Here is a 26,304-nt window from a genome sequence, read left to right on the forward strand (position 1 = left end):
TGTTTTCCTCTCGCCGTGTACAAACTACCCTCCGCGAACTCCGTGCATGCGAAGGGCCCGCATCGCCGAGGATGCGGGCCCTTGCGATGTCTTACGCGCCGACCTTGAAGCGGGCGAAGCCGGTCAGGGTGAGACCGGCCTCTTCGGCGACCTTCGCCACCGAGAGCTTGTTGTCCTTCGCGTAGTCCTGGTCGAGCAGCGACACCTGCTTGACGAAGGCGTTCACGCGACCGTCGACGATCTTCGGGAGCGCAGCCTCGGGCTTGCCCTCGTTGCGCGAGATCTCCGTGACGATCTCACGCTCGCGCTCGATGTCGGCGGCGGGCACCTCATCACGCGACAGGTACGAGGGGTTGGCGAACGAGATGTGCTGCGCGATGCTGCGCGCCGTCTCGGTGTCCGATCCCGTGTACGCGAGGACGACGCCGACCTGCGGGGGCAGGTCCTTGCTCGTCTTGTGCAGGTAGATCTCGAAGGCGTCACCGGTCAGCGTGCGAACGCGACGCAGCTCGACCTTCTCGCCGATGATGGCGGCCTCGTCCGAGATGAGCTCGGCGATCGTGCTGTCGCCGGCGGGCGCGGCGAGAGCGGCCTCGGCCGAGTCGGCGCCGGCGGCGATCGCGGCGTCGAGAACCTTGTCGGCGAGGGCGATGAAGCGCTCGTTCTTCGCGACGAAGTCGGTCTCGGTGTTCAGCTCGATGATCGTGACGGTGTCACCGGACTGCTTCGCGGCGACGAGGCCTTCGCTCGTGGAACGATCGGCACGCTTGGCGTTGCCCTTCGCCCCCTTGAGGCGCAGGATCTCGACGGCCTTCTCGAGGTCGCCGTCGGCCTCCTCGAGCGCCTTCTTGGTGTCGACCATGCCGGTGCCGAGCTGCTCACGCAGCGTCTTGATGTCGGCGATCGTGAAGTTTGCCATGTGGCGGCTCCTTGGTTGTGTGAGTTCTCGTGGATGTCCCGGGCCGGGTGGGGGCGGTGCACCGCACCCGGCCGGGACCTCGTCGTGTGGGGAGTCTTACTCCGCTGCTTCCTTGACGGCCTCTGCCTCGTCGGCGGCGACCTTCGCTGCGGCCTCGTCCTTGACGGGCGCCGCGGCGTCCTGGCTCGCCTCGTCGGCGGCTTCGGCAGCCTCCACGGCAGCCTCGGCCGGCGCGGCTCCGGCAGCGGCGTCGTGCGCGGCAGCACCGGCAGCGTCGGCGGCCGACTCGGTCGCGGCGATCTCGACGGCGGCGACGTCGGTCTCGACCGGCGCACCCTGCTCGAGCAGCTCGCGCTCCCACTCGGCCAGCGGCTCAGCGGCCTCTGCGGTCTCGCCCTGCGGCTGGTGACGCTGGATGAGGCCCTCGGCTGCGGCATCCGCGATGACACGCGTGAGCAGGCTCACCGAGCGGATCGCGTCGTCGTTGCCGGGGATCGGGTACTGGAACTCGTCGGGGTCGGCGTTGGTGTCGAGGATGCCGATGACGGGGATGCCGAGCTTCGTGGCCTCGTTGACCGCGAGGTGCTCGCGCTTCGCGTCGATGACCCAGATGGCCGACGGCGTCTTCTGCAGGTTGCGGATGCCGCCGAGCGACTTGTGCAGCTTGTCGAGCTCGCGCTTCTTGAGCAGCAGCTCCTTCTTGGTGAAGGGGCTCGAGGCCGGGTCGTCGAAGTCGAGCTCTTCGAGCTCCTTCATGCGGGCGAGGCGCTTGGACACCGTCTGGAAGTTGGTGAGCAGGCCACCGAGCCAGCGCTGGTTGACGTAGGGCTGGCCGACGCGGGTCGCCTGCTCGGCGATGATCTCCTGCGCCTGCTTCTTCGTGCCGACGAAGAGGACCGTGCCACCGCGGGCGACCGTCTCCTTGACGAACTCGTACGCCTTGTCGATGTACGACAGCGACTGCTGCAGGTCGATGATGTGGATGCCCGAGCGCTCGGTGAGGATGAAGCGCTTGACTTTCGGGTTCCAGCGGCGGGTCTGGTGTCCGAAGTGGACGCCGCTGTCGAGCAGCTGGCGGATCGTGACGACGGCCATGGCCGTTCTCCTGTTCTGGCGCTCGCGCGCCTCTTGCGGTTGTTTTCCGCCGACATAGGTCGGCGAGCCTGGTGCCCGGCGCACGCCCGCTCTTCATCGAAGAGACCGGTGGGAGTGGATGCCGCGCCGTCCGGTTCCGGGGAATCGTCGGCGCTCTGGGCACGCGTAGTCATCTCGATAGACGAGATGCGCCTCCAGTGTAACAGCCGGCGCTCCTCCCCAACGGGCCGTTGGACGCCGTTTCGCACGGGTTCCGGAGTGCTCGCATCTGCCGTTCGCGACGCCGCGAGAATCATCCGGGTGGAGACGAAGGCGGATGCCGCGCGCGCGAGGCGCGTCGTCGCGTTCGTGTTCGTCCTCGCGTGCTGTCTCGGCGGTGCGCAACCCGTCGGCGCATCCGGCCCTGCCGAGGACCCGTTCGATGGGTGGGACTGGCCGCTGGCCGCCTCGCGCATCGTGGCGCCGTACGCGGCTCCCGAGCACCGCTACGCCCCCGGTCATCGCGGCATCGACGTGCGGCCCGTCGGCGACGCGACCGTCGTCGCTCCCGAGGCGGGCGTCGTCGCGTTCGCGGGCGTCGTGGTCGACCGCAGCCTCATCACGATCGATCACGGTGGCGGGGTCGTGTCGACCCTCGAGCCGGTGGAGCCCGTGGTCGCGGTCGGAACCGTCGTCGAGCGCGGCGCGGTCATCGGTGCGGTGTCGGCGGGCGGACACGCGGCGCCGGGAACGCTCCACCTCGGGGTCCGGGTGGACGGCGAGTACGTCAATCCTCTGCTGTTCCTCGGCGGCGTGCGTCGCGCCGTGCTCCTCCCCTGCTGCTGAGGGGGTCAGGCGCGGGGGTGGGCCTGACGGTAGCTCGCCGTGAGCCGCTCGCTCGACACGTGCGTGTAGATCTGCGTCGTACCGAGGCTCGCGTGACCGAGCAGCTCCTGCACGGCGCGCAGATCAGCCCCGCCATCGAGCAGGTGCGTGGCCGCCGAGTGCCGCAGCGCGTGGGGCCCGACCGTTCCGCCGGCGATCGGCGACACTGCTCGGGCGACGACATCGTAGACGGCGCGGGGTCCGACCCGTCCTCCGCGGGCACCGAGGAACACGGCGCGTGCGGGGCCGGTCTCGGCCCGCGCCGCCAGCACGGGGCGCGAGCGGACGAGGTAGGCGTCGAGGGCGTTCGCGGCGGGAACGCCGTACGGCACGACGCGTTCCCGGTCGCCCTTGCCCACGACGCGCGCCGTGCGTCGCTCGCGGTCGACGTCGTCGATGTCGAGCCCGCACAGCTCGGCGACGCGCATGCCCGAGCCGTAGAGCAGCTCGAGCACGGCGTGGTCGCGCAGGGCGAGCGGGTCGCCGTCGGCGGCGGCCGCGCGCGCCGCATCCAGCATCGACGCGAGGGCGTCCGCGGCGGCCACCCGGGGAAGCGTGCGGCCGCGCCTGGGTGCGACGAGTCGCACCGTCGGGTCGGCGGTGCACAGGCCGTTCTCGAGCGCCCACGCGAAGAACCCGCGGACGGACGCCGTGCGCCGTGCGATCGTCGACCGCGCGTCACCGCGCTTGGTCGCGTGCCAGAGCCATTCCCGCAGCTGCTCGAGGTCGATCCCGGCGACATCGACCTCGCCGACGACGCGCGCGAGGTCCGCGAGATCCGCGCGGTACCCGCGCACCGTCGCGGGAGACAGCCGGCGGACGTCGGCGAGATGCCGCGCCCACCGGTCGATCGCCTCGTGCACGTGCATGTCTCCAGCATGCGGGGCACGGGCGGCGCGATCGCGGCGGCTCGCCGTCTCACCGCCGGGAGCCCGACACCATGCGCCAGCCGCGTGCGTCGCGCTCGACCTCTCCCGTCAGCTGAAGCAGGCCGAGGACGGACTCCACCTCGCCACCGCTCATGCCGGTGCGCCGGGCGACGTCGGCGGCGTCGCGCCACGAGCGCGTGCTCAGCGCGTCGCGGACGCGGCTCGTATCGTCGGTCGGCGGGCGGTCGTCCGGCGGCACGTCCGGCAGCATCGCGCGGTAGCCGAGCATCTCGAGCACGTCGGCGCTGCTCGTGATGCACTCGGCATCGAATTCGCGCAGCAGTCGATGGCAGCCCACCGACGACGCACTCGTGACCGTGCCCGGGACGGCACCGAGCGGCCGGCCCATCGCTGCGGCGTGCCCTGCCGTGTTGAGCGATCCGCTCCGGGCCCCCGCTTCGACGACGACCGTCGCGTCGGCCAACGCGGCGATGATCCTGTTGCGCTGCAGGAAGCGCCACTTGGTGGGTGCGGCGCCGCACGGCACTTCGCTCAGGAGCGCGCCGGATCCGGCGATCGCGTCGATGAGACCGCTGTGCCCGCGAGGATAGGCCTGATCCACGCCGCCGGCGAGCGAGGCGATCGTCGTGCCGCCCGCGCGCAGGGCGGCACGGTGCGCGCTGCCGTCGATCCCGTAGGCGGCGCCCGAGACGATCGTGACGCCCTGACCGGCGAGCTCCGCCGCGAGCTCGGTCGCCACATGATCTCCGTACGAACTCGCCGCGCGTGCTCCCACGATGGCGACCGACGGCGCCCCGCTCGCGAGCAGGCGCGGATCGCCGCGCACCCACAGCGCGAGAGGCGCGTGCTCGCCGAGGTCAGCCAGCACTGCCGGCCACTCCGCGTCGGAGGGCACGATCAGGCGTACGCCGACGGCCGCGGCGTTGCGCAGCGCGTCGGTGATCGGCCGCTGAACCAGGCGCGGCACCCAGCGGCCGATGTCGGCATCGCTGCGCGCCGCGTCGGCCCGTGCGCACACGTGACGCAGAGCGCCGACGGCCCCCTCGGCGGCGACGATGCGTCCGGCCGCACCGTCGCCGGGTTCGACCAGGCAGGACCACACGGCGCGGGCGTGGCGTTCCATGACGACCGCGTCATCGTCCCCGTCGCGAGCGAGCGAGGCGAGGGCGGCGCGGGCGGCATCGGGCGAGAGATCGATCCGGCTCACGGCATGAGACCTTTCTTCAGATAGAGGGCGCGTCCGACGTCGTCCAGCCCGAGCTGAGCGTGCCCGGCGAGGTCGGCGAGACTCCAGGCGACGCGCAGCACGCGGTCATAGCCGCGCAGAGTGATCCCGCCGCGGTGCAGCGCCGTATCGAGCGGTCGGCGCACCGTCGGCGACGGAGCGTGCGGACCATCGCGCAGCCACGCGCCCGAGACGGCGACGTTCACGGTCCAGGGCGTGTCGCGCAGACGGTGCGCGGCCCGCACCCTCGCGGCGATCACGCGCTCGCGCGCTTGCACCGTCGTCAGCCGAGGATGCCGCGAGTCCCGCGTCGCGACCGAGACGCGTTCAAGATGCAGCTCGATGTCGATGCGATCGAGCAGCGGCCCCGACAGGCGCCCGAGATACCGTCTGATCGCCATCGGCGTGCAGACGCACGATCCGCCGCGCACGCCGTATTGTCCGCACGGGCACGGATTGGTGGCGAGCACGAGCTGGAATCGCGCCGGGAACGCCGCCGTCACGCCGGCCCGATGGATCTCGATCGCTCCCTGTTCGATCGGTTGGCGCAGCGCATCGAGTGCCGAGCCGGCGAACTCGCCTGCTTCGTCGAGGAACAGGATTCCGCCGCTCGCACGAGCGATCGCGCCGGGTCGCACAATGCGCGACCCACCGCCGACGAGCGCTGCCATGCTGGCGCTGTGATGCGGCGCCTCGAAGGGCGGCGTGCGGGACAGCTCGGCGACGGGCCGCCCCGAGAGCGAGAGGATCGACGCGCATGCCAGCGCCGCACGATCGTCGAGGTCGGGCAGGATGCCGGGCATCCGACGCGCGAGCATCGTCTTGCCGGCACCGGGCGGTCCGGACATGAGCACGTGGTGCCCGCCGGCCGCCGCCACCACGATCGCCTCGACCGCGTCGGCCTGCCCCACGACATCGACGAGATCGAGGGGCGCTGACGGGGGCGTCACGCGCGCATCCAACGCGACGGGCGTCTCGTCATGCGCTTCGACGTCGGCGCCGTGTCGCGCGGCGACCGCGGCGAGGTTTACCGCGCCGTGCACGTCGATGCCGTTGACGAGCCGCGCCTCGGCGAGGTTCGCGTGGGGCACGACGACGCGCTGCATCCCCGCGCGTGCTGCGGCCACGACGGCCGGCAGCACACCCGGGACGGGGCGAAGACGCCCGTCGAGGCCGAGCTCGCCCACGTGCACGGTGGACGCCACCGATGCCGCGTCGAGACCGCCCTCGGTCGCGAGGGCGGCGACCGCGATCGCGACATCGAAGCCCGAGCCCTGCTTGGGCAGTGCCGCGGGCGAGAGATTCACCGTGAGACGGCGGCGGGGAAGATCGAGCCCGCTGTTCGCCGTCGCGTTGCGCACGCGCAGCACGGCTTCGCCGAGCGCCTTGTCGCCCAGGCCGATGATCCGGAAGTCGGGAGTCTGATTGGTCAGATCGGCCTCGACCTCGACGAGATGACCGTCGAGTCCCGTCAGCGCGACCGCCCACGTGCGCGCGACGGTCACGTCAGGTCCAGATCGTCGATGAGCTCGAGCCGACCGCGCGCGGGGTCGTCCCCCACGATGCCGACCGCGGCGAAACGCAATCGACGCCCTTGGACGAGCTCGCGATGCCCGGCGATCCACGCCATCGCGAGCCGCCAGAGGCGGGCGCGCTTGCGCGCGTCGATCGCTTCGAAAGGATGCCCGAATCCCTCGCCGCGTCGCGTCTTCACCTCGACGATGACGATGTCACGGGCCGTCAGCGCGACGAGATCGAGCTCACCCCCGCGGCACCGCCAGTTCCGGTCGACGATCGTGTACCCGAGGTGTTCGAGGTGCTGGGCCGCGCGTGCCTCTCCCGCGCGCCCGAGGTCGTCTTTGGCAGCCATCGACCCAGCATCGGCCGTGCGCCATCACCGCGAACGTCGTCGGCGGGATCGGTGGACCGATTCGCGAACCGGCCGCCTCGGGAGGAACCGTTGTGATCAGCTGTCGAGCGAGAGCTCGTCGGGGAGCTGGAAGTCGCGGCGCGTGAGCTCTTCGACGTTGACGTCCTTGAACGTCAGCACCCGCACGCTCTTGACGAACCTGTCGGCGCGATAGATGTCCCACACCCACACATCGCTCATCGAGATCTCGAAATAGAAGTCGTGCTCGGTGTCGCGGCGAACGACGTCGACGTCGTTGGCGAGGTAGAACCGACGCTCGGTCTCGATGACGTACTGGAACTGCGAAACGACGTCGCGGTACTCCTTGTAGAGCGCAAGCTCGAGCTCGCGATCGTAGTCCTCGAAAACGTCGTCATCCATGGTGGCTCCAGCTTAGACGCGCCGCGCCGAGGGGGCGGCATCCGTGGCTCAGAACAGCGCAGGCGCGTCGGCGATCGACCAGGATGCGCGATGGTGCGGGCTGATCCCGTGCGAGCGGATGGCCTCACGATGGCTCGGGCTCGCGTATCCCTTGTTGCGGGCCCAGTCGTACTGGGGCAGCTCGTCGTGCAGCCGTGTCATGAGGGTGTCGCGGGCGACCTTCGCGATGACGGATGCCGCGGCGGCGCTGGCGCAGTCCCGGTCGGCCTTCACGACGGGTCGAACCTGCAGTCCGACGGCACCCGCCGGCGTGATGTAGTCGTGGTTGCCGTCGAGCAGCACGATCGCCTCTTCGGGGACGACCCCGTGCGCACGCAGGTCGGCGAGGGCACGGATCGTCGCGAGGCCGAGTGCGCGCATGATCCCGATCTCGTCGATCTCGGCGGAGCTCGCCCATCCGACCGCGCTGGCGGAGACCCACTGCGCGGCACGCGCGGCGACGGCTGGGCGGCGAGGCTCGGAGACGAGCTTCGAGTCGCGCAGCCCCTCGGGCACCCGCTGACGCGAGCGCCGGGCGTCGATGACGGCGGCGCCGACGGCGACGGGACCGGCGAGTGCCCCCCGGCCGACCTCGTCGCAGGCGATCACGAGCGCGTGCTCTTTGAGCAGCCGCCGTTCCAGCGTGAGACGCGGTGCGATCACCGTCACGGCGCGTCGACCTCTTCGTCGTCGGGCACACCGGAGAAGACATCGTGGTGGAAATCCAGCAGCGAGAAGCGATCGAAGGGCCACGTGATGACGAACGCGCGGCCCACGACGTTGTCCAGCGGAACGAATCCCTTGCCCGGCTGGTTCGTGTTGTACCGCGAGTCCTTCGACCGGTTCCGGTTGTCGCCGAGCACCCACAGGCTGTCTTCGGGAACGACGACATCGAACGTGTCGGCCGAAGCGGGGCTCCCGCCGGGCAGCTTCGTGTACGACGTCTCGTCGATCGGAACGCCGTTGACGGTGAGCTGGCCGAGGGCATTGCAGCAGACGACGTGGTCCCCCGGCAGCCCGATGATGCGCTTGACGAGGTGGTCGTCGCTGTCGGGCGCGGTCAGTCCCACGAAGCCGAGGATCCCGTCGATCGCCTCGATGAACGGCGACCGTGCCGGCTGCGTCGTCAGGGGCAGCCAGCCCCCCGGATCGCGGAAGACGACGATGTCGCCGCGCTCGTAGCCGGTGAAGCGCGGCGTGAGCTCGTCGACGAAGATCCGATCGTTGACGACGAGCGTGTCTTCCATCGAGCCGGACGGAATGTAGAAGGACCGTACGACGAACGTCTTCACGAGGAAGGACACGAGCACCGCCACGAGCACGATCACGATCACGTCGCGCAGGAAGATGAGCCATCCGCGGCGACCGCCGCTCTCACTCGCCGCGTCCGCCGATGACCGAAGCGGTTCAGCCGGCGCCGTCTGCTCGGTCGTCATGGAGATCCTTCGCGGGGAGAACGCCGGGCGGCGGCGGAACCGTCCTCCAAGGTTCGCATACTCGGAGGCCGGGTGACGGCCAGGCGCGATGGATTCGGCCCGTTCCGGTCGCAGAGACGACGATGCCCCGGACACGCGGTCCGGGGCATCGTGACGGGAACGTCAGTTCTCGCGCTTCTCCTTGATCTTGGCCTTCTTGCCACGGAGGTTGCGCAGGTAGTAGAGCTTGGCGCGACGCACGTCACCGCGGCTCACGATCTCGATGTGGTCGATCACGGGGCTGTGCACCGGGAAGGTGCGCTCGACGCCCACCTGGAAGCTGATCTTGCGGACCGTGAAGGTCTCGCGCACGCCGTCGCCCTGACGGCCGATCACGATGCCCTGGAACACCTGGATGCGCGAGCGGCTGCCTTCCGTGATGTTGACGTGCACCTTGACGGTGTCGCCGGGGGCGAAGGCGGGAATGTCGGAGCGCAGCGATGCTGCGTCGACGGAATCGAGGATCTGCATGATCGTATCTCTCTGCGGCCGCCACAGGTCGACCGCGGGAAGGAATGGAAAGGATGTCGTGTGTCCGAAGCCATCGGCATGGATCCGAATGGCGGGCTCCCCTGAGGCAGAGCCGGATCAGGACACAAACAGCTATTCTGCCACGAATGACGGATGCCGCCAAAATGAGGCGGCCGCGAGGTCAGCCGCGTGTCGTGCCGGGCTTCTCGGTGATGATGATGACGTCCTCCGGCTCGGGGTCGGACCTGGTCGTCGTGGGCGGGATGTAGCCCACGCCGCTCGTGGTGCGCAGCAGGAAGCCCGAGGGCTTGGCCTGACTCCACAACTGGGACAGCTCGAACCAGAACAGGCCGAGGCCCACGACGATCGCGGCGACGAGCGTGAGCGCCCACCAGTTCGGATCGAAAAAGCCCAGGGCGATGACGAGCAGGTGCCACACCGTCAGACCGGCGACGTCGGGCCAGGTCACGGCGCGATGCGCACGGACGGTTCCTCGGGCACGGATGAGCAGGGTCAGCACGAGCTGCCAGACGAACACGCCGGGGATCGCGAGGAAGAGCACCCAGAGGAAAGCCCACGCGCCGGCATTGAAGACGCCCCAGCCGATGAGCAGCCACAGGGGCAGCACGAATGCGGCCGGGATGAGCCAGCCGAAGAACGCGCGTCGCAACCACATGTCCTCGATGCTACGCCGCGCTCGAGGCGTGCGGCGCGGTGCGCCGGCAAGGACACAGCAGATTCCCCGCGATGCGTCCGACAGAATGGACGAAGTCGATGAGAGGACACCCATGATCGAACTGCGCACTCCCGCCGAGATCGAAGCGATGCGACCGGCAGGACGATTCGTCGCCGAGACCCTGGCGACGTTGCGTGACGAGACCAGGGTGGGCACGAACCTCCTCGCGATCGATCGCCGCGCGCATGAGCTCATCCGCCGCGCCGGAGCCACCTCGTGCTACATCGACTACCACCCCTCGTTCGGCGCCAGCCCGTTCGGCAAAGTGATCTGCACGTCGATCAACGATGCCGTGCTGCACGGTCTCCCCCACGACTACGCGCTGCGCGACGGCGACCTCGTGTCGCTCGACTTCGCGGTCTCGGTCGACGGCTGGGTCGCCGACAGCGCCATCTCGTTCGTCGTCGGCACGCCCCGCGACGAAGACCTCGCCCTCATCGACACGACCGAACGCGCCCTGAGCGCAGCGATCGCCGCCGCGGGTGTCGGGCACCGTGTCGGGGACATCTCCCACGCGATCGCCGAGGTCGCTCGCGCGGACGGCTACTCGATCAACACGGATTTCGGCGGCCACGGAGTCGGCCGCATCATGCACGGCGACCCGCACATCCCCAACGACGGCAAGCCCGGCCGTGGATACCCGCTGCGCGCGGGCCTCGTGGTCGCGCTCGAGCCGTGGTTCCTGCAGACGACCGACAAGCTCGTGACCGATCCGGACGGATGGACCCTGCGCTCGATCGACGGATCGCGCGGTGCGCACTGCGAACACACGATCGCCGTCACGGAGGACGGGCCGGTCGTGCTCACCGACCGCTCGTTCCTCGGCGTCTCCTAGTCGGCCAGCAGGTCGGGCCGACGTTCGCGGGTACGTTCGAGCTGCTGATCGCGGCGCCACTGCGCCACTTTGCCGTGGTGGCCGCTCAGCAGGACGTCCGGGACGTCGTGCCCCCGCCACGATGCCGGCTTGGTGTAGGACGGGTACTCGAGCAGCCCGGCTTCGTGAGACTCCTCGACGAGACTCTCGGGGTTCCCGACGACGCCGGGGATGAGCCGGCCGGCGGCCTCGATCATCGCCATCGCGGCGACTTCTCCCCCGTTCAGGACATAGTCGCCGAGGCTCACCAGCCGCACCTCGCCGAGGGTCGCCGCATACGCGAAGACACGCTCGTCGATGCCCTCGTAGCGACCGCAGCCGAAGACCAGGTGCGGCGCGGCGGCGAACTCCCGTGCGGTCGCCTGAGTGAATCGCTCGCCGGCGGGCGACGGGAACACGAACAGGGGTGCGGATGCGGCATCCGCGACGATCGCATCGAGGGCTTCGCCCCACGGCTCGGGCTTCATCACCATGCCCGCACCACCGCCGTACGGTGTGTCGTCGACCGTGCGATGACGATCGTGCGTGTGCTCGCGCAGGTCGTGCACGCGGATATCGAGCAGGCCCGCGCCTCGGGCCCTGCCCAGCAGCGAGACCTCGAGCACGTCGAAGAACGACGGGAAGATCGAGACGACGTCGATGCGATGTGCTGAGCTCGCCGAAGTGCGATGTGCTGAGCTCGCCGAAGTGCTCACGTCAGTCCTCCGCGGACTCGTCCTCGGCGGCGGGCGGAGCGGCCGCGTCGTCGACCGTGAGGTCTTCGAAGAGCCCGGCGGGCGGTGTCACGACGACCCGCCCGGCGGCGATGTCCACATCCGGCACGATCGCCGACACGAAGGGCACGAGCACCTCGCGGCCGTCGACGAGGCCGACGACCAGCAGATCCTGCCCCGGCAGATGATCGACGCGCACCACGCGACCGACGACGGTCGCATCGCGCACGACGTCGAGGCCGACCAGCTGGTGGTCGTACCAGGCATCGTCTTCGGCCGAGACCGCCGCGGCATCCTGATCCACCCAGAGGATCGCGCGGATGAGCTCTTCGGCGGCGGAACGGTCATCGACGCCCTCGAAGAAGGCGACGGGGTGCGAGTTCATCCACCGGAACTCGCGGACGGTGAGCTGCTTGCCGTGCCACGGGGAGGAATCGGGCACCTGCAGCGTGAAGGCGGCTCCTGGAACGAACCGCCCGTCGGGGTCGTCGGTGTAGAGCTCCAGCTTGAGAGCGCCCTTGAGTCCGTGCGCCTTGACGAGGCGGCCCACACGGAGCTGGGTGCGGCCAGCGGGTGCCGCGGGCTTGGGCGAGCGGTCGTCGTGCGCCGGGGTCGCCGTGGGTTCCTCGGTCATCAGTCGTCCGCGACGTCGACGCGCACGCGGCGTCCGTCCGCGAGCGACGAGATGAGCGTGCGCAGCGCCTTGGCCGTTCGGCCGCCGCGCCCGATCACACGCCCCCGGTCGTCCGGGTGCACGCGCACCTCCAGGACGTCGCCTCGGGGCGACGTGGACGACTGGATGCGGACATCGTCGGGATGATCGACGATGCCCTTGACGACGTGTTCGAGCGCGGCGGCGAGCAACGTCTTACTCTGCGTCGGTCGCGTCGGCGGCGGGCGCTGCAGCCTCGGCCTCGGCCGCGGGCTCTTCGGCCTTCTTCTCGGCCTTGGGCTTGACGACGGACTTCTTGGAGGCGTCGATCTCGAACGGCACCTTCTCGGCAGCCGTGCGCACGGTCGACACGGCGTTCGCGTCGCCCTTGAACTTGCCCCAGTCGCCCGTCAGCTTGAGCAGCGCGAGGACCTGCTCGGTCGGCTGCGCGCCGACGCTCAGCCAGTGCTGGGCACGGTCGGAGTCGACCTCGATGATCGAGGGCTCCTCGGTCGGGTGGTACTTGCCGATCTCTTCGATGACACGGCCATCGCGCTTGGTGCGCGAGTCTGCGACGACGATGCGGTAGTAGGGCGCACGGATCTTGCCGAAACGCTTGAGACGGATCTTGACAGCCACGATTCTCCTGAAGTGTGGAAGCGGATGAACGTCGCCTGGAGCGTGGGGTGCACACCCGGCGGGAGCTCGGAGGTGGATCGCCGCATCGGATAGAGGGTCGAATGAGGCGTCCAGCCCTCTATTCTGCCAGATGACACGGGATGCCGCGAAACCACGGAGACGCGTGTCGACGCGTGCGAGACTGAGCGGATGACGGTGGCCTTCGCGACATCTGCCCGTTCTACTGTCGGGCTCGAATGGGAGCTCATGCTCGCCGACCGGGAATCGGGTGATCTCGTCCCCCGGGCGCCCGCGGTTCTCGACGCGCTCGGCGATTCCACGGCGCTCGAGCGGCACACCGTCACGGGGGAACTGCTCACGAACACCGTCGAGATCACCAGCGGCATCGGGAGCACGGTCGCCGCCGCGGTCGACGACATCGCCGATGCGATCGCCGCGATCCGCACCGTCACCGATCCACTCGACATCGAGCTGCTGTGCGCGGGCAGCCATCCGTTCGCGCAGTGGTACGACCAGCAGGTCACCGAGAAGACCCGCTACCAGACGCTCATCGAGCGCACCCAGTGGTGGGGCCGCAACATGATGATCTGGGGCATCCACATCCACGTCGGCGTCGACGACGTCACGAAGGTGTTCCCCATCATCAACGCCCTCTCGGTCTACCTTCCGCACCTGCAGGCACTGTCGGCCTCGAGCCCCTTCTGGGCGGGTGAGCGCACGGGCTACGCATCGAACCGCAGCCTGGTCTTCCAGCAGCTTCCGACGGCCGGACTGCCCTGGCCGCTGCGCGACTGGGCCGAATACGAGGAGTACCTGCGCGGGATGATCGCGACCGGCGTCATCGCCGACCCGACCGAAGTGCGCTGGGACATTCGGCCCGCACCACGCTGGGGGACCATCGAGGTCCGCGCGTGCGACGGCATGTCGACGCTTCCCGAGCTGGCCGCTCTCGCGGCCCTCGTGCAGACCCTCGTCGAGCACTTCTCGCGCGAGCTCGACGCCGGTCGGGAGCTCACGACCCTCCCGCCCTGGTTCACGCGCGAGAACAAGTGGCGCGCGGCCCGCTACGGCCTCGAGGCCGATGTCATCATCGACCGCGAGGGCACGCAGCGTCCCGTCACGGAGCATCTGCGCGAGACGATCGAACGCCTCGACGACGTCGCCGTCGAGCTCAAGTGCGCGCGCGAGTTCGGCGGTCTGGAGTCGATCCTCAGCGAGGGTTCGAGCGCAACGCGCCAGACCCTCGTCGCGGATGCTTCCGACGGCGACCTGCGCGCGGTCGTGCAGCACCTCATCCACGAGTTCCGCACCGGCCCGACGCTGCGCGAGCACCTGGCCCAGCACTGAGGATGCGCTGAGCGCGCAGCATCCGGAATCCGAGGTCAGCCGCGGCCGAGCATCTTCTGCAGTTCGGCGAGATCCTCTTCGCTCGGCGCGCCCTTCGCGCCGCCGAGCCCGAACCCCGAGCCCGTCGGAGCGGACGGCTCGGCCGCGATCCCGGCGTTCTCGGCGGCGCGCTTGGCGGGGTTGCCCGACCGCGAGCCCTTGGCCTTCTGCTTCTTGCCGCGCTTGGACGTCGCGCCGGGACGACCGCCGCCGGGGACGGGACCCATGCCCGGAATGCTCGGCACTCCCCCGCGCGCGACGGTCTTCATCATCTTCGCGGCCTGGTCGAAGCGCTGCACGAGCTGGTTGACGTCGGTCACCGTCATGCCGGAGCCGCGCGCGATGCGCAGCCGCCGCGATCCGTTGAGCACCTTCGGGTTGCGGCGCTCGACCGGCGTCATCGAGCGGATGATGGCCTCGGTGCGATCGATCTCGCGCTCGTCGAAGTCGTCGATCTGCTGCTTCATCTGGCCCATACCCGGGAGCATCCCGAGCATCTTCTTCATCGAGCCCATCTTCTTGATCTGCTGCATCTGCTCGAGGAAGTCCTCGAGCGTGAAGCTCTCGGTCGCGAGCTTCTCGGCCATCTTCATGGCCTCGTCCTCGTCGAAGGCCTGCTGCGCCTGCTCGATGAGGGTCAGGATGTCGCCGAGGTCGAGGATGCGCGACGCCATGCGGTCGGGGTGGAACGCCTCGAGGTCGTCGAGCCCTTCGCCGGTGGAGGCGTAGATGATGGGGCGGCCCGTGATCGATGCGACCGACAGCGCGGCGCCACCGCGGGCATCGCCGTCGAGCTTGGACAGCACGACGCCGGTGAAGTCGACGCCGTCCTGGAAGGCCTTGGCCGTGTTGACGGCGTCCTGGCCGATCATGGCGTCGATGACGAACAGGACTTCGTCGGGATCGGTCGCCTTGCGGATGTTCGCGGCCTGCTTCATGAGCTCGGCATCGACGCCGAGGCGACCGGCCGTGTCGATGATGACGATGTCGTGCTGCTGGCGCCGCGCGACCTCGACGCCGTCCTTCGCGACCTTGACGGGGTCGCCCACGCCGTTGCCCGGCTCGGGCGCGTAGATGGCGGCGCCCGCGCGCTCGGCGACGACCTGCAGCTGATTGACGGCGTTCGGGCGCTGCAGGTCGGCGGCGATCAGCAGCGGCGTGTGACCGTCCTTCTCGAGCTGGTGGGCGAGCTTGCCGGCGAACGTCGTCTTGCCCGAGCCCTGCAGGCCCGCGAGCATGATGACGGTCGGCGGGTTCTTCGCGAACTGCAGGCGGCGCTGCTGACCGCCGAGGATGGCCACGAGCTCCTCGTTGACGATCTGCACGACCTGCTGCGCGGGGTTGAGCGCGCGGTTGACCTCGTCGCCGAGTGCGCGCTCGCGCACCTTGGCGGTGAAGTCCTTGACGACGGGCAGCGCCACGTCGGCGTCGAGGAGCGCCCTGCGGATCTCGCGGACGGTGCCGTCGACGTCGGCCGGAGTGAGCTGTCCCTTCTTCCGGAGATTCCGGAAGGTCTCGGTCAGCCGGTCGGAGAGTGTGCCGAAAGTCGCCATGATGCCCCAAGTTTACGCGTCCCCGCACCCGACCGCCGAGCCACCCTCCGTTCGCTCACGTGCCACCGGTCGCTGAGCCTGCAGAAGCGTCGTCGGCGAGCAGCTCGGGGGTCATGCCGCCGTCATCGTCGGGGTGATGCCACCCTGTCCGTGTCCGGCATTCCGGGTTCGTCCGGTTACGCGGGTCCGAGCTCCTGGAAGAGCGTGAGCTGCAGATCGGCTGGGCCCCGCAGACGGGCGTTGAGCGAGCGCCACGGTGTCTCGCGAGCGGATGCCTCGACCTCGGCGCCCGCTGCGGCCAGTCGCTCCACGGCACCGGCCGTGTCGTCGACCTCGAGCGCGACGCGCAGTCGATCGCTCGTGCCGTCGTCGGTCTCGACCCCGTCGATGAAAGAGACCTGAGCGGAGTTCGCGAGCTCGAGCGTGGCCCTGCCCGCGTCGAGGATCACGACCCGGGCGCCGCCGTCGGCTTCGTAGGCCTCGGCCTGCGGCATCCCCACCTCATCCCGATAGAACGCGAGCGCCTCGTCGAAATCGGCCGCGTGCACGACGAGCCGGAGCTGCCGGACAGCACCCTCCGGTGCGGGTGGGAGGGTGCGCGCCGCCACATCGCACGCGAGCACGAGGAATCGCGCGAGCGACGTGCGCCCCGCGCCATCGAGCGCCCAGGTCTCGAGGGCTGCGAGCACGGCGCCTCCCCACGCGGCGCCGGCGACCTCCGCGGTGACCCGGTCCGCGCCGTGCGCGTGCAGGTGCGTCGCGACGGCGCGCGCGATGCGTGCCCGGCGGAGGGCCGCTTCGCGCGGCAGTTCGTCCTCGAGCCCCATCGCGGACGTGTTGATGACGGCCAGCGCGAGCGAGTCCGGCACGAAGCCGTCCGCGAGCGAGAGGACGGATGCCGCGAGTCCCGCGGGCCCGCACGTCTCCAGCAGCGCCTCCAGCCGGCCGATCCGCTCGTCGAGCCCGGCCCACAGCACGTCGGACTTGGAGGAGAAGTAGTTGAAGAAGCTCGACCTGCTGACGCCCGCACGTGTCGCGATGTCGACGATCGAGGTCGCCTCGAATCCCCGCTCGAGGAACAGTTCGCACGCCGCCTCGGCGAGGGTCTCCCGCGACGAGGCCTTCGGTCTGCCGGAACCCGCTGCCATGCGTTCAGGGTACGACCCTTCCCGCGGGAGTATTGTTGGACGCAATCCATCAATGCGCCAGAGGAGTACCGTGCTCGACATCGACGTCGTGGGAATCGCCCCCGTCTACATCCCGTATCTCGACGGCTGGGAGTTGCAGCGCCGGGTTCACGCCGACGTCGTCGCGCGGCGCCGGCCCGACACGATCCTGCTTCTCGAACATGAGGCCGTGTACACGGCGGGCACGCGCACGGAGGACCATGAGCGTCCGCTCGACGGAACACCCGTCATCGACGTCGACCGCGGCGGCAAGATCACGTGGCACGGCCCCGGTCAGCTCGTCGGGTATCCGATCGTGCGCCTCGTCGAGCCCGTCGACGTCGTGGGGCACGTGCGCCGGCTCGAGCGCCTGCTGATCGACGCGCTGCGCGTGCACGGCGTCGACGGCTACCAGGTCGCGGGGCGCAGCGGCGTGTGGGTTCGTCGCCCCCTGTCCGAGGACAAGGTCGCGGCGATCGGCGTGCGCGTCGAGAAGGGGGTCACGATGCACGGCTTCGCCGTCAACTGCGACAACACGCTCGCGGGGTTCCGCGGCATCGTGCCGTGCGGGATCGCGGATGCCGGGGTCACGACCATCAGCGAGGTGGTGGGCGCCGACGTCGCTCCCCGCGACATCCTCGACACGATCACGGGCGCCTTCGAAGCCGAGTACGCGGGGGTGCTCGCGTGAGCGGGTGCGGCGCGCCTGCACCGGCGAACACGGCGCCCGACGGCCGCAAGCTCCTTCGACTGGAGATCCGCAACGCGCAGACGCCGATCGAGCGCAAGCCGGAGTGGATCAAGACGCGCGCGAAGATGGGGCCCGAGTACTCGGCGCTGCAGTCGCTCGTGAAGGACGAGGGCCTGCACACCGTGTGCCAGGAGGCCGGCTGCCCCAACATCTACGAGTGCTGGGAGGACCGCGAGGCGACGTTCCTGATCGGCGGCTCGCAGTGCACGCGCCGCTGCGACTTCTGCCAGATCGACACCGGCAAGCCGGCCGACTACGACACCGACGAACCCCGCCGCGTCGCCGAGAGCGTGACGCGCATGGGCCTGCGCTACGCGACCGTCACGAGCGTCGCCCGTGACGACCTGCCCGACACGGGCGCCTGGCTCAACGCCGAGACGGTGCGGCAGATCCACGCCCGCAATCCGAACACGGGCGTGGAGCTGCTCGCGAACGAGCACAACGGGGACCCCGCGCTGCTCGGGGAGATCTTCGGCGCACGCCCGGAGGTCTTCGCGCACAACGTCGAGACGGTGCCGCGCATCTTCAAGCGCATCCGCCCCGCGTTCCGCTACGAGCGTTCGCTCGACGTGCTGACCCAGGCGCGAGCGGCGGGCCTCATCACGAAGTCGAACCTCATCCTCGGCATGGGCGAGGAACCGCACGAAGTCGTCGAAGCGCTGCACGACCTCCACGAGGCGGGCACCGACATCATCACGATCACGCAGTACCTGCGTCCCACGCCCCGGCACCTGCCGGTCGCGCGCTGGGTGAAGCCGGCGGAGTTCGTCGAGTTCAAGCTCGAGGCCGAGCGCATCGGATTCCTCGGCGTGCTGGCCGGCCCGCTCGTGCGCTCGTCGTACCGCGCGGGGCGCCTGTGGGCGCAGTCGATGCTCGCGAAGGGTCGCGAGATCCCGCCGCACCTCTCGCAGTTCGCCGAGACCGCCGAGACCGACTTCGCACAAGCCGTCTGACCCCGCCCCGCCACGCACAGCCGGTGAAGCGCGATCCCGCGAGCGCGGACCCCGCGAGCGGGACCCGGCGAGCGGGACCCGGCGAGCGGGATCCCGCGAGCACGATCCCGCGAGACTGCAACCGACCGCCGAGACTGCGGGTGGAGCCCGCTCTCTCGGCGCCCCGTTGCAGTCTCGCGGTAAAAGGGTGCTGTCAGTCGGCGCTCGTGACCGAGAGCACGTCGCCGTCGGTGCCCAGGTTGACCAGCAGAACGTCGTCGGTGGAGTCGGGATCGAGCGCGTACTCGAGCACGGCGAACGGGTCGGATCCCCCGTGCTCGTCGGCGAGGATCGTCATGCTCATGAGCTGCAGCGAGCGGATCACATCGATGTGCACATCGCCCGAGATGTCCACGAGCAGGTCTTCGAGTTCGTCGCCGAGCTCCTCCTGCTGCTGCAGGATGTACTCGATCACTTCGCTCGTGCGGTCATCGAGTTCGGCCACCATCGCGTTGCGGGCGCTGCGGTCGATCGTCTCGAGTCCCGAGATGAGCCCTGCCGCGACGTCGAGCGCCGCCGGTGACACGTCGGACTGATCGGGAGCGGTCAGATCGACCGTCACCGTCTGATCGCCGAGGTCGACCGTCTCGGACCAGAAGATCGAGCCATCGGGTCCTGATTCGAGGAGCCCGAAGTAGTCGTGTTCGATCGCCATGTCCCCATGAAACCAGCACGGCGCGCGGTGCGATAGTCCCGCACGGCGAGTCGAGGATGTCGGATGCCGCGCTCAGTCGACCAGCGACGCGGCGAAGACGTGCGGGGTGAAGCCCGTGAGGTCGCCGATGCTCTCGCCCTGCCCGAGGAGCTTGACGGGGATCCCCGTCTTCTCCTGCACGGCGAGCACGAACCCGCCCTTGGCGGACCCGTCGAGCTTCGTCAGAACGAGGCCCGTGACGCCGGCATGTTCGAGGAACGACTGGGCCTGCATCACGCCGTTCTGGCCGGTCGTGGCATCCAGCACGAGGAGCACCTCGCTGATCGGCGCCTGCTTCTCGATGACCCGTCGGATCTTCGAGAGCTCGTCCATGAGGCCGCCCTTCGTGTGCAGGCGGCCGGCCGTGTCGACGAGCACGATCTCGGTGCCGGTGCGCTTGGCGTACTCGATGGTCTGGAAGGCGACGGATGCCGGATCCTGACCCTCGTGCTCGGGTCGCACGATCGCGGCTCCTCCGCGCTCGGCCCAGGTCGCGAGCTGGTCGACAGCGGCGGCGCGGAACGTGTCGGCGGCGCCGACGACGACCGACCGCCCATAGCGCTGCAGGAACTTCGCGAACTTGCCGATCGTCGTCGTCTTCCCGACGCCGTTCACGCCGACGACGAGCACGACGGCCGGGCGCTCGGTGAGTCGCAGCGTCGTGTCGAACTTGGCGAAGTGCTCCTCGAGGGTCTCGCGGAGCATCCGCTGCAGATCGGCCGGATCGGTCGTGCGGAACTTCTCGACCTTGTCGCGCAGTTCGTCGACGATGTTCTCGGTGATGTCGGGCCCGAAGTCGGCCGTCAGCAGCGCCGTCTCGAGGTCTTCCCACGTGTTCTCGTCGATCGTGGGCTTGACGAACATGCCGCGCAGCGCGCGACCCAGCGACCAGGAGCTCTGTGCCATGCCACCAACTCTACGAGGCCGCGACCGCCGCCCCGCGCGCGCCGGCCCGGTGTCAGGACGCCGTGCGCTCCTGGATGCGCTGGCCTACGACGGCCGAGACGCCGTCCTGGCGCATCGAGACGCCGTAGAGGGCGTCGGCGATCTCCATCGTGCGCTTCTGATGCGTGATCACGATGAGCTGGCTCGAAGCCCGCAGCTGCTCGAACACGCCCAGCAGCCGGCCGAGGTTCGCGTCGTCGAGAGCGGCTTCGACCTCGTCGAGGATGTAGAACGGACTCGGCCGCGCCTTGAAGATCGCCGTCAGCAGAGCGACGGCGGCCAGTGAGCGCTCTCCGCCTGACAGCAGCGACAGCCGCTCGATCTTCTTGCCGACCGGCCGCACCGACACCTCGATGCCGGTCGTGAGCGGTTCGTCGGGGTTCGTGAGCGAGATGCTGCCGGTTCCTCCAGGGAAGAGGATCGGGAACACTTCGCCGAACGCGACCCTCGTGTCCTCGAACGCGGCGAGGAAGATCGTCTGCATCCGCTCGTCGAGCTCTTCGATGATGGTGAGCAGGTCCTTGCGCGTCTGCGACAGGTCGGCGAGCTGCTCCGTGAGGAACAGGTGTCGCTGCTCGAGCGCCGCGAACTCCTCGAGGGCGAGCGGGTTGACGCGTCCGAGCTGGGTGAGCTTGCGCTCCGCCTCCTGCAACCGGCGTCGCTGCTGCGCGCGGTCGTACGGCACCGTCTCGACCTCGGCGGGTTCGTCCGACGATATGCCCGTATCAACGGGCACGGGCTGATCCGGCCCATATTCCGAAAGCAGAATATCCTCGTCGAGCCCGAGTTCGGATGCCACGCGCTCGACGACGCCCGTCACGTGCAAGCGCTTCTCGTGGATCTGCAGCTCCAGGCTGTGCACGCTCTCGGTGAGGCCCGCGAGCCGTTCCCGCAGACCCGCCTCTCGCTCGCGCAACTGCACCAGCTCGGCCGTGAGCGCCGTGCGGGCCGCTTCTGCCGCAGCGAGTTCGACGCGCGCCTGCGCCATCGAGCGATCGACCGAATCCAGGACCGCGGGAAGCTGCGCGGCCACGCCCTCGGCGACGTCGCGCTGAGCGCGGCGGATGACGGCGCGCCGCGCGGCCTCGGCCGCAGCCTCGCGCTCGCGCTCTCGTTGCCGCACGAGCTGCGTGACGCGGGCTTCGCCGGCGCGGATGCGCTCGCGGAGGGTCTCGACGTCGAGGCGGGCACGCATCTCGCCGTCGCGTGCGGCCTCGAGCGCCGCGAGCATGCCGTCGCGGGCGGAGGCGTCGAGCATGGGCCGGGGCGCTTCGAGCGCTGTCGTGAGGCGCTCGTCGGCGACGCGGGCGGAATCCTCCGCCTCGGCGACCGCGGCTTCGGCCTGCGCGAGTCCCGCCGCGAGTCGATCGCACTCGGCGACAGCCGACTCGTGCCGCACCGTCGCTCGGTTGACCTGCTCGGCGTGGGCCGCGAGCGCCGCGTCGTGCTCCCGGAGCGTGGTGAGGGCGGCCTTGGTGTGCTGACGCGCGGCGTCCAGCCCGCGGTTCGCGTCGCCGAGGGCCTCGCGCAGCGAGTCGGCGACGACGGTCAGCTCGTCGCGCCGCTCGGCGGCGGCATCCCGCTCGGCGGCGAGCTCGATGCGGGACCTCGATGCCCCTGCGCCGGCGCGCAGCGAGTGCGGCGTACAGACTTCGCCCGCGCGCGTCACGATCGTCACGGGACGCGCGGACTCCAATGCCGGCGCCGCCGCGCGGGCGGCCGCGAGGTCGTCGGCGACCAGCACGAACGACAGGATGCCGCGCAGGCCGTCGGGTCCGCTCACGACATCGCGTGCGGGCGTGAGGCCCGCCACCGGCGACGCGCCGACATCGGGCGCGGCGGTGTCGGCGATGACGATGTCGACGACGCCCAGATCGGCGTCGCGCAGTTCGTCGGCGAGCTGGAAGGCGGTGTCGGAATCATCGACCAGGATGCCCTCGGCAACGGGCCCCAGCACGGCGGCGATCGCGGCCTCGAAGCCCGATCGCACCTGGATCGCGTCGCCGACGAGCCCCCGGAGACCGTCGCGCGCTTCGGCGAGCACCGAGGCCGACGCGCTCTTGATCTCGAGAGCGCGTCCGAGCGCCGTCGTCTGCGCCGTGAGGGCTTCGACTTCGCGCTCGGTCGCGTGCAGGCGGTCGCGCAGTGCCGCGACCTCGGTCTCGGCGTCGGTCGCCTCGCGCTGCGCCCGCTCGTACGCCGCGGCGTGTTCGGCGGCCGACCCCTCGGGCGCGAGGTCGGGCCGTACGCCGGCGAGCTCCTGCTCGGCTTCGGCTCGCCGGACGAGCGCGGCATCGAGTGCCTTCTGCTGACGTTCGACCGCCGAGCGGACGGCCGTCAGCGCCGACGCCGCGGCCTCGGCCGTGCCGCGAAGCGCCGTCAGACGCATGTCGTGCTCGGAGACGAGCGCACTCTGCGCAGCGATGTCGACGTCGAGGGCGTCGAGTTCGGCCCGTGCCCGCTTCACGTCGCGCGAGGCATCGGCTGCGGCATCCTGCGCTTCACCGAGACCGGCGCCGACGTCGTCGATCTCGGTGCGCGCGTCGTCGATCATCTCCTGCGACACCGTCGTGAGCTCGATGCGCTCGTCGTCGGCGTCGCCGAGCAGCGCGAGACGCTGCCCCGCGAGGGTGTACAGCCCGCGGACACGCTCCTGCACCCGCTCGAGGTCGAACGCGACCCGTCGGGCCGCGTCGACGGCCTCGGAGCGCTGGTCGGACTCGAGTTCGCGGATCCGGGCCCGCACGTGGTCGACCTGGTCCTGCAGCACGAGCCGCTCGGCATGACGCTCCTGCTCGTTGCGGGTGTGATCGGCCAGCTGCGTGCGCAGCGACGCGAGGTCGTCGGCGAAGAGACGCGCCTTCGCGTCGCGCACGACGGCGGCGATCGTCGCCGCCTCACGCGCGATCTCCGCTTGTCGCCCGAGCGGTTTCAACTGGCGGCGCAGCTCGCCGGCGAGGTCGCTGAGGCGCGTCAGGTTGCCTTCCATCGCCGACAGCTTGCGCAGCGTCTTCTCTTTGCGACGGCGGTGTTTGAGGATGCCGGCTGCTTCTTCGATGAAGCCGCGTCGATCTTCGGGAGTCGCCTGCAGGACGTTGTCGAGCCGGCCCTGCCCGACGATGACGTGCATCTCGCGGCCCAGACCCGAGTCGCTCAGCAGCTCCTGCACGTCGAGGAGCCGGCACGCGTCGCCGTTGATCGCGTACTCGCTGGCACCGTTGCGGAACAGCGTCCGGCTGATGCTCACTTCCGCGTACTCGATCGGCAGCGCCCCATCGCTGTTGTCGATCGTCAGCTGCACTTCGGCTCGTCCGAGGGGTCCGCGCGTTGCGGTGCCCGCGAAGATGACGTCCTCCATCTTGCCGCCGCGCAGCGTCTTGGGCCCCTGCTCGCCCATGACCCACGCGAGCGCATCGACGACGTTGGACTTGCCGCTGCCGTTCGGACCGACGATGCACGTCACGCCCGGTTCGAAGGCGAACGTCGTGGGCTGTGCGAACGACTTGAAGCCCTTGATGGTGACGCTCTTCAGATGCATGCGCGCGGCTCCGGGATGGACATTCCGTCAAAAGTAGCCGAACAGGCCCGGGATGCCGCGGCGGCGAGCCGCGACCAAGAGAGATCTCATCGCGACACGCCGAAAGTGCTTGACGCGCGTTTTCCGCGTGCGCTAGCGTGATCGACCGCGTGAGAAGTCGAAAGGAGGTCGCCATGATGATTCGCATGATCGCAGCCGGCAAGGTTCCCGCTGCCCGCCGTGCTCTCGCAGGAGCAGTCGCCTCTGCACCGGCGACCGCCTCCTTCTGCGTGTTCCTCCCCACCTTCGGCTGAGCCGACCAGGGGATGACTCTGCCTTCGGGCAGACCGGCAGCAGCTCTTCGGGCTCCCCTCGTGGCGGCCTCTGCGCCGCACCGCGCCGTCCGCGCACCACGGATCTTTCGATCCTCCGCATCCTTCCGATTCGAAAGACGACCATGTCCAAGCATCTCGTCGACGTCCGCACCCTCGATGTGCACACGTCACCCGTCCATGCCGCGTCCGTCAGCGCGTCGACGCGACCGGTTCGCCTCGCCGATCGGCTCGCACTGCGCGTCGGCCTCTGGCTGCTGCTGCACAGCACCCGCCGTGAACGCCGCGACGGCGACCGCGAGCTGCACACCCGCAGTCTCGCCAACGAGCGCAGCCGCTCCGAGCGGGAAGCCGCTCACCTGCGACAGCATCTGCTGTCACCGCGTCCGTGAGGTGGTGCGACGTCCCTGACGTCGCACCACCGAACGGCCCCCCACTCACCAAGGAATCGTCATGACCGGCACGACCCTCACGAGCTTCGAGCTCCGCCCCATCACCGTTCCCGCACACGTCGACGACCCGGACGCCGCCGACTTCGTCGAGCACGTTCGCGTGCGCAACCGCGTGTACGAAGAGATCTCAGGCCACGGCGACGAAACGATCACCGCCGCCGAGCTGCTCCCCCACTACCAGACCGAACCCGACGAGATCCGCCTGCTGTGGGCCGTCGTCCTGGACGGCGTCTTCGTCGGCCGGGTCGGTCTCGACATTCCCCAGGAAGCGGGATCGCGCACCGCTTACTGGCTCGTCGAGCTGCTGCGCGAGACCTGGAGCCGCGGGATCGGCGCGGCCGCGTACGACCTGGTCGAGCGCGTCGCGCGGGAGCACGGCCGCACCGTGCTGCAGTCGTGGGCGACGCATCCCTCGGCCGACGGTCCGCACCTGGATGCCCCGACCGGATTCGGGTCGATTCCACACGACCACGCGGCGCGCTTCTATCAGCGGCACGGGTACACGCTCGAGCAGGTCGAACGCAGCAGTGCGTTCGACCTCAAAGGTTCGTTCGACGGCGTCGAGCGCCTGCTCGACGAGGCGACCGGCGCAGCTGCCGGCTACCGCGTCGTGCAGTGGTCACCCCCCACGCCCGCCGAGTACCGCGACGGATACGCGTGGATGAAGTCCCGGATGTCGACCGACGCTCCGTCGGCCGGCATGGAGATCGATGAGGAGACCTGGGATGCCGCGCGCCTGACGCGACACGACAGTGCATACGCCGACACGGGACGACTCATGCTCGTGACGGCGGCGCAGCACATCGAAACGGGCGAGCTGTGCGCCTTCAACGAGCTCGTCGTCGGTGTCGACCGCACCGAGGCCTCTCACCAGGAGGACACCCTCGTGCTGAAGGAACATCGCGGTCACCGCCTCGGGATGCTCATCAAGTGCGCGGGCCTCATACGGTGGCGCGAGCTCGCACCGCTTTCGCCGCGCATCGTGACCTACAACGCCGAAGAGAACCGACCGATGCTCGACATCAACGAGGCGATCGGCTTCGCGCCGATCGCGTACGGCGGCGCGTGGAAGAAGGTGCTCCCGTCCTGACGCTGGCACACTGGCCGAATGCTGATTCAGACGCCGCGGCTGTCGTTGCGCGAGATGTCGGCCGCCGATCTGCCGGCGCTCCGCGCGATCCTTCAGGATGCGCCGACGATGACGGCGTACGAGGGTCCCTTCGACGATGGTGAAGTCCGGACGTGGCTCGATCGCAACCTCGAGCGCTATCGCATCGACGGCTTCGGTCTGTGGGGCGTGGACGCGCGCGCCTCGGGCGAGACGATCGGTCAGTGCGGGCTCACCCGGCAGCGCATCCTCGATCAGGACGTCATCGAGGTCGGCTACCTGTTCAACCGGGCGCATTGGCACCACGGCTACGCGACGGAGGCTGCCGCGGCGTGCCGCGACTACGCGTTCGAGACGCTCGGAGTGGAGCGGCTCTTCGCTCAGGTGCGCGACACGAACATCGCATCGATGAACGTCGCGATCCGCCTCGGGATGACCGTGCGTGGTCGCTTCGTGAAGCACTATCGCGGCGTCGCGATGCCGCACCTCGCGTTCGCCATCGACCGCCCTTCCGCGGGCTGACGGG

At 69.8% G+C, this 26,304-nt stretch carries 28 protein-coding genes; 8 read left to right on the forward strand and 20 right to left on the reverse strand.

All coding sequences use genetic code 11. The features are described from left to right. Positions 1 to 91 precede the first annotated feature (91 nt). Together tsf and rpsB are read right to left on the reverse strand one after the other, a co-directional pair. Entirely contained in the window at positions 92 to 919 is an 828-nt protein-coding gene (tsf, locus tag ACWICD_RS03365; protein ID WP_376127595.1) for a translation elongation factor Ts, read from the reverse strand. 96 nt (positions 920 to 1,015) lie between these two features. Beyond that, complete coding sequence (rpsB, locus tag ACWICD_RS03370) at positions 1,016 to 2,014, reverse strand: 30S ribosomal protein S2 (protein WP_376127597.1); 999 nt, start codon at positions 2,012 to 2,014, stop codon at positions 1,016 to 1,018. A 300-nt stretch (positions 2,015 to 2,314) separates the two neighbouring features. Between rpsB and ACWICD_RS03375 the strand changes: the two genes are divergently transcribed. Then, the gene (locus ACWICD_RS03375) at positions 2,315 to 2,839 is read left to right on the forward strand and encodes a peptidoglycan DD-metalloendopeptidase family protein (RefSeq protein WP_454139266.1); all 525 of its coding nucleotides are present in this window, start codon (positions 2,315 to 2,317) and stop codon (positions 2,837 to 2,839) included. A 5-nt stretch (positions 2,840 to 2,844) separates the two neighbouring features. On the opposite strand, the gene ACWICD_RS03380 is transcribed toward ACWICD_RS03375, so the two are convergent. From ACWICD_RS03380 to ACWICD_RS03420, 9 genes are all read right to left on the reverse strand, one after another. Further along, positions 2,845 to 3,747: a tyrosine recombinase XerC gene (locus ACWICD_RS03380; protein WP_454139267.1), complete on the reverse strand. Its 903-nt coding sequence runs from the start codon at positions 3,745 to 3,747 to the stop codon at positions 2,845 to 2,847. Between the two features lie 49 nt (positions 3,748 to 3,796). Then, the gene (gene dprA / locus ACWICD_RS03385; protein WP_454139269.1) at positions 3,797 to 4,975 is read right to left on the reverse strand and encodes a DNA-processing protein DprA; all 1,179 of its coding nucleotides are present in this window, start codon (positions 4,973 to 4,975) and stop codon (positions 3,797 to 3,799) included. Further along, a complete protein-coding gene (locus tag ACWICD_RS03390; RefSeq protein WP_454139270.1) occupies positions 4,972 to 6,498 on the reverse strand; it encodes a YifB family Mg chelatase-like AAA ATPase in 1,527 nt (508 codons plus the stop codon). The genes dprA and ACWICD_RS03390 overlap by 4 nt, the downstream gene beginning before the upstream one ends. After that, entirely contained in the window at positions 6,495 to 6,863 is a 369-nt protein-coding gene (locus tag ACWICD_RS03395) for a YraN family protein (protein ID WP_376127606.1), read from the reverse strand. The genes ACWICD_RS03390 and ACWICD_RS03395 overlap by 4 nt, the downstream gene beginning before the upstream one ends. Positions 6,864 to 6,959: 96 nt before the next feature. Continuing rightward, positions 6,960 to 7,283 (reverse strand): DUF2469 domain-containing protein, encoded by a 324-nt coding sequence (locus ACWICD_RS03400; protein ID WP_376127607.1) that lies wholly within the window; start codon positions 7,281 to 7,283, stop codon positions 6,960 to 6,962. 48 nt (positions 7,284 to 7,331) lie between these two features. After that, entirely contained in the window at positions 7,332 to 7,991 is a 660-nt protein-coding gene (locus ACWICD_RS03405; protein ID WP_376127609.1) for a ribonuclease HII, read from the reverse strand. Continuing rightward, positions 7,988 to 8,758 carry a signal peptidase I gene (lepB, locus tag ACWICD_RS03410; protein ID WP_376127611.1) on the reverse strand — a complete coding sequence of 257 codons (771 nt, stop codon included), beginning with the start codon at positions 8,756 to 8,758 and terminating at the stop codon, positions 7,988 to 7,990. Before lepB ends, ACWICD_RS03405 begins: the two co-directional genes overlap by 4 nt. A 162-nt stretch (positions 8,759 to 8,920) precedes the next feature. After that, complete coding sequence (gene rplS / locus ACWICD_RS03415; RefSeq protein ID WP_376127612.1) at positions 8,921 to 9,268, reverse strand: 50S ribosomal protein L19; 348 nt, start codon at positions 9,266 to 9,268, stop codon at positions 8,921 to 8,923. A gap of 181 nt (positions 9,269 to 9,449) precedes the next feature. Continuing rightward, the gene (locus ACWICD_RS03420) at positions 9,450 to 9,944 is read right to left on the reverse strand and encodes an MFS transporter permease (protein WP_376127613.1); all 495 of its coding nucleotides are present in this window, start codon (positions 9,942 to 9,944) and stop codon (positions 9,450 to 9,452) included. A 112-nt stretch (positions 9,945 to 10,056) separates the two neighbouring features. On the opposite strand from ACWICD_RS03420, the gene map reads away from it, so the two are divergent. Then, entirely contained in the window at positions 10,057 to 10,839 is a 783-nt protein-coding gene (gene map / locus ACWICD_RS03425) for a type I methionyl aminopeptidase (protein WP_376127615.1), read from the forward strand. Here map and trmD read toward each other — a convergent pair. Genes trmD through rpsP form a run of 4 tightly spaced genes read right to left on the reverse strand, consistent with a single transcriptional unit; the run spans position 10,836 to position 12,882 of the window. Then, the gene (gene trmD / locus ACWICD_RS03430; RefSeq protein ID WP_454139271.1) at positions 10,836 to 11,573 is read right to left on the reverse strand and encodes a tRNA (guanosine(37)-N1)-methyltransferase TrmD; all 738 of its coding nucleotides are present in this window, start codon (positions 11,571 to 11,573) and stop codon (positions 10,836 to 10,838) included. The two genes, map and trmD, sit on opposite strands and share 4 nt — an antisense overlap. Position 11,574: 1 nt before the next feature. Next, positions 11,575 to 12,225, reverse strand: coding sequence for a ribosome maturation factor RimM (gene rimM / locus ACWICD_RS03435; protein ID WP_454139272.1), 651 nt, complete (start codon positions 12,223 to 12,225; stop codon positions 11,575 to 11,577). Further along, positions 12,225 to 12,455 (reverse strand): RNA-binding protein, encoded by a 231-nt coding sequence (locus ACWICD_RS03440; protein WP_376127620.1) that lies wholly within the window; start codon positions 12,453 to 12,455, stop codon positions 12,225 to 12,227. Before ACWICD_RS03440 ends, rimM begins: the two co-directional genes overlap by 1 nt. A gap of 4 nt (positions 12,456 to 12,459) precedes the next feature. Then, the gene (gene rpsP, locus ACWICD_RS03445; protein ID WP_376127622.1) at positions 12,460 to 12,882 is read right to left on the reverse strand and encodes a 30S ribosomal protein S16; all 423 of its coding nucleotides are present in this window, start codon (positions 12,880 to 12,882) and stop codon (positions 12,460 to 12,462) included. 189 nt (positions 12,883 to 13,071) lie between these two features. On the opposite strand from rpsP, the gene ACWICD_RS03450 reads away from it, so the two are divergent. Further along, complete coding sequence (locus tag ACWICD_RS03450; RefSeq protein WP_376127624.1) at positions 13,072 to 14,229, forward strand: glutamate--cysteine ligase; 1,158 nt, start codon at positions 13,072 to 13,074, stop codon at positions 14,227 to 14,229. Positions 14,230 to 14,264: 35 nt separating this feature from the next. Here ACWICD_RS03450 and ffh read toward each other — a convergent pair whose 3' ends face one another. After that, positions 14,265 to 15,821: a signal recognition particle protein gene (ffh, locus tag ACWICD_RS03455; protein ID WP_376127626.1), complete on the reverse strand. Its 1,557-nt coding sequence runs from the start codon at positions 15,819 to 15,821 to the stop codon at positions 14,265 to 14,267. A 176-nt stretch (positions 15,822 to 15,997) separates the two neighbouring features. Further along, positions 15,998 to 16,969, reverse strand: coding sequence for a TetR family transcriptional regulator (locus ACWICD_RS03460; RefSeq protein WP_454139273.1), 972 nt, complete (start codon positions 16,967 to 16,969; stop codon positions 15,998 to 16,000). Between the two features lie 52 nt (positions 16,970 to 17,021). Between ACWICD_RS03460 and lipB the strand changes: the two genes are divergently transcribed. Both lipB and lipA read left to right on the forward strand, forming a co-directional pair. Further along, positions 17,022 to 17,678 carry a lipoyl(octanoyl) transferase LipB gene (gene lipB / locus ACWICD_RS03465; RefSeq protein WP_454139274.1) on the forward strand — a complete coding sequence of 219 codons (657 nt, stop codon included), beginning with the start codon at positions 17,022 to 17,024 and terminating at the stop codon, positions 17,676 to 17,678. Beyond that, complete coding sequence (gene lipA, locus ACWICD_RS03470) at positions 17,675 to 18,691, forward strand: lipoyl synthase (RefSeq protein WP_376127632.1); 1,017 nt, start codon at positions 17,675 to 17,677, stop codon at positions 18,689 to 18,691. Before lipB ends, lipA begins: the two co-directional genes overlap by 4 nt. 193 nt (positions 18,692 to 18,884) lie before the next feature. Here lipA and ACWICD_RS03475 read toward each other — a convergent pair whose 3' ends face one another. The 3 genes from ACWICD_RS03475 to smc all read right to left on the reverse strand — a co-directional run bounded on the left by ACWICD_RS03475 (position 18,885) and on the right by smc (position 23,907). Next, positions 18,885 to 19,385, reverse strand: a complete 501-nt coding sequence (locus ACWICD_RS03475) for a DUF2004 domain-containing protein (protein ID WP_376127634.1) — start codon at positions 19,383 to 19,385, stop codon at positions 18,885 to 18,887. Between the two features lie 72 nt (positions 19,386 to 19,457). Continuing rightward, positions 19,458 to 20,330 (reverse strand): signal recognition particle-docking protein FtsY, encoded by an 873-nt coding sequence (gene ftsY / locus ACWICD_RS03480; protein ID WP_376127636.1) that lies wholly within the window; start codon positions 20,328 to 20,330, stop codon positions 19,458 to 19,460. A gap of 52 nt (positions 20,331 to 20,382) precedes the next feature. After that, entirely contained in the window at positions 20,383 to 23,907 is a 3,525-nt protein-coding gene (gene smc / locus ACWICD_RS03485) for a chromosome segregation protein SMC (protein WP_454139275.1), read from the reverse strand. 436 nt (positions 23,908 to 24,343) lie between these two features. On the opposite strand from smc, the gene ACWICD_RS03490 reads away from it, so the two are divergent. From ACWICD_RS03490 to ACWICD_RS03500, 3 genes are all read left to right on the forward strand, one after another. Continuing rightward, positions 24,344 to 24,610, forward strand: coding sequence for a hypothetical protein (locus ACWICD_RS03490; RefSeq protein WP_376127640.1), 267 nt, complete (start codon positions 24,344 to 24,346; stop codon positions 24,608 to 24,610). A gap of 61 nt (positions 24,611 to 24,671) precedes the next feature. Next, complete coding sequence (locus tag ACWICD_RS03495; RefSeq protein ID WP_376130648.1) at positions 24,672 to 25,760, forward strand: GNAT family N-acetyltransferase; 1,089 nt, start codon at positions 24,672 to 24,674, stop codon at positions 25,758 to 25,760. Positions 25,761 to 25,778: 18 nt separating this feature from the next. Beyond that, positions 25,779 to 26,300, forward strand: a complete 522-nt coding sequence (locus ACWICD_RS03500) for a GNAT family N-acetyltransferase (RefSeq protein ID WP_376130645.1) — start codon at positions 25,779 to 25,781, stop codon at positions 26,298 to 26,300. Positions 26,301 to 26,304 lie beyond the last annotated feature (4 nt).

It is taken from the genome of Microbacterium sp. NPDC055357, assembly GCF_053644835.1.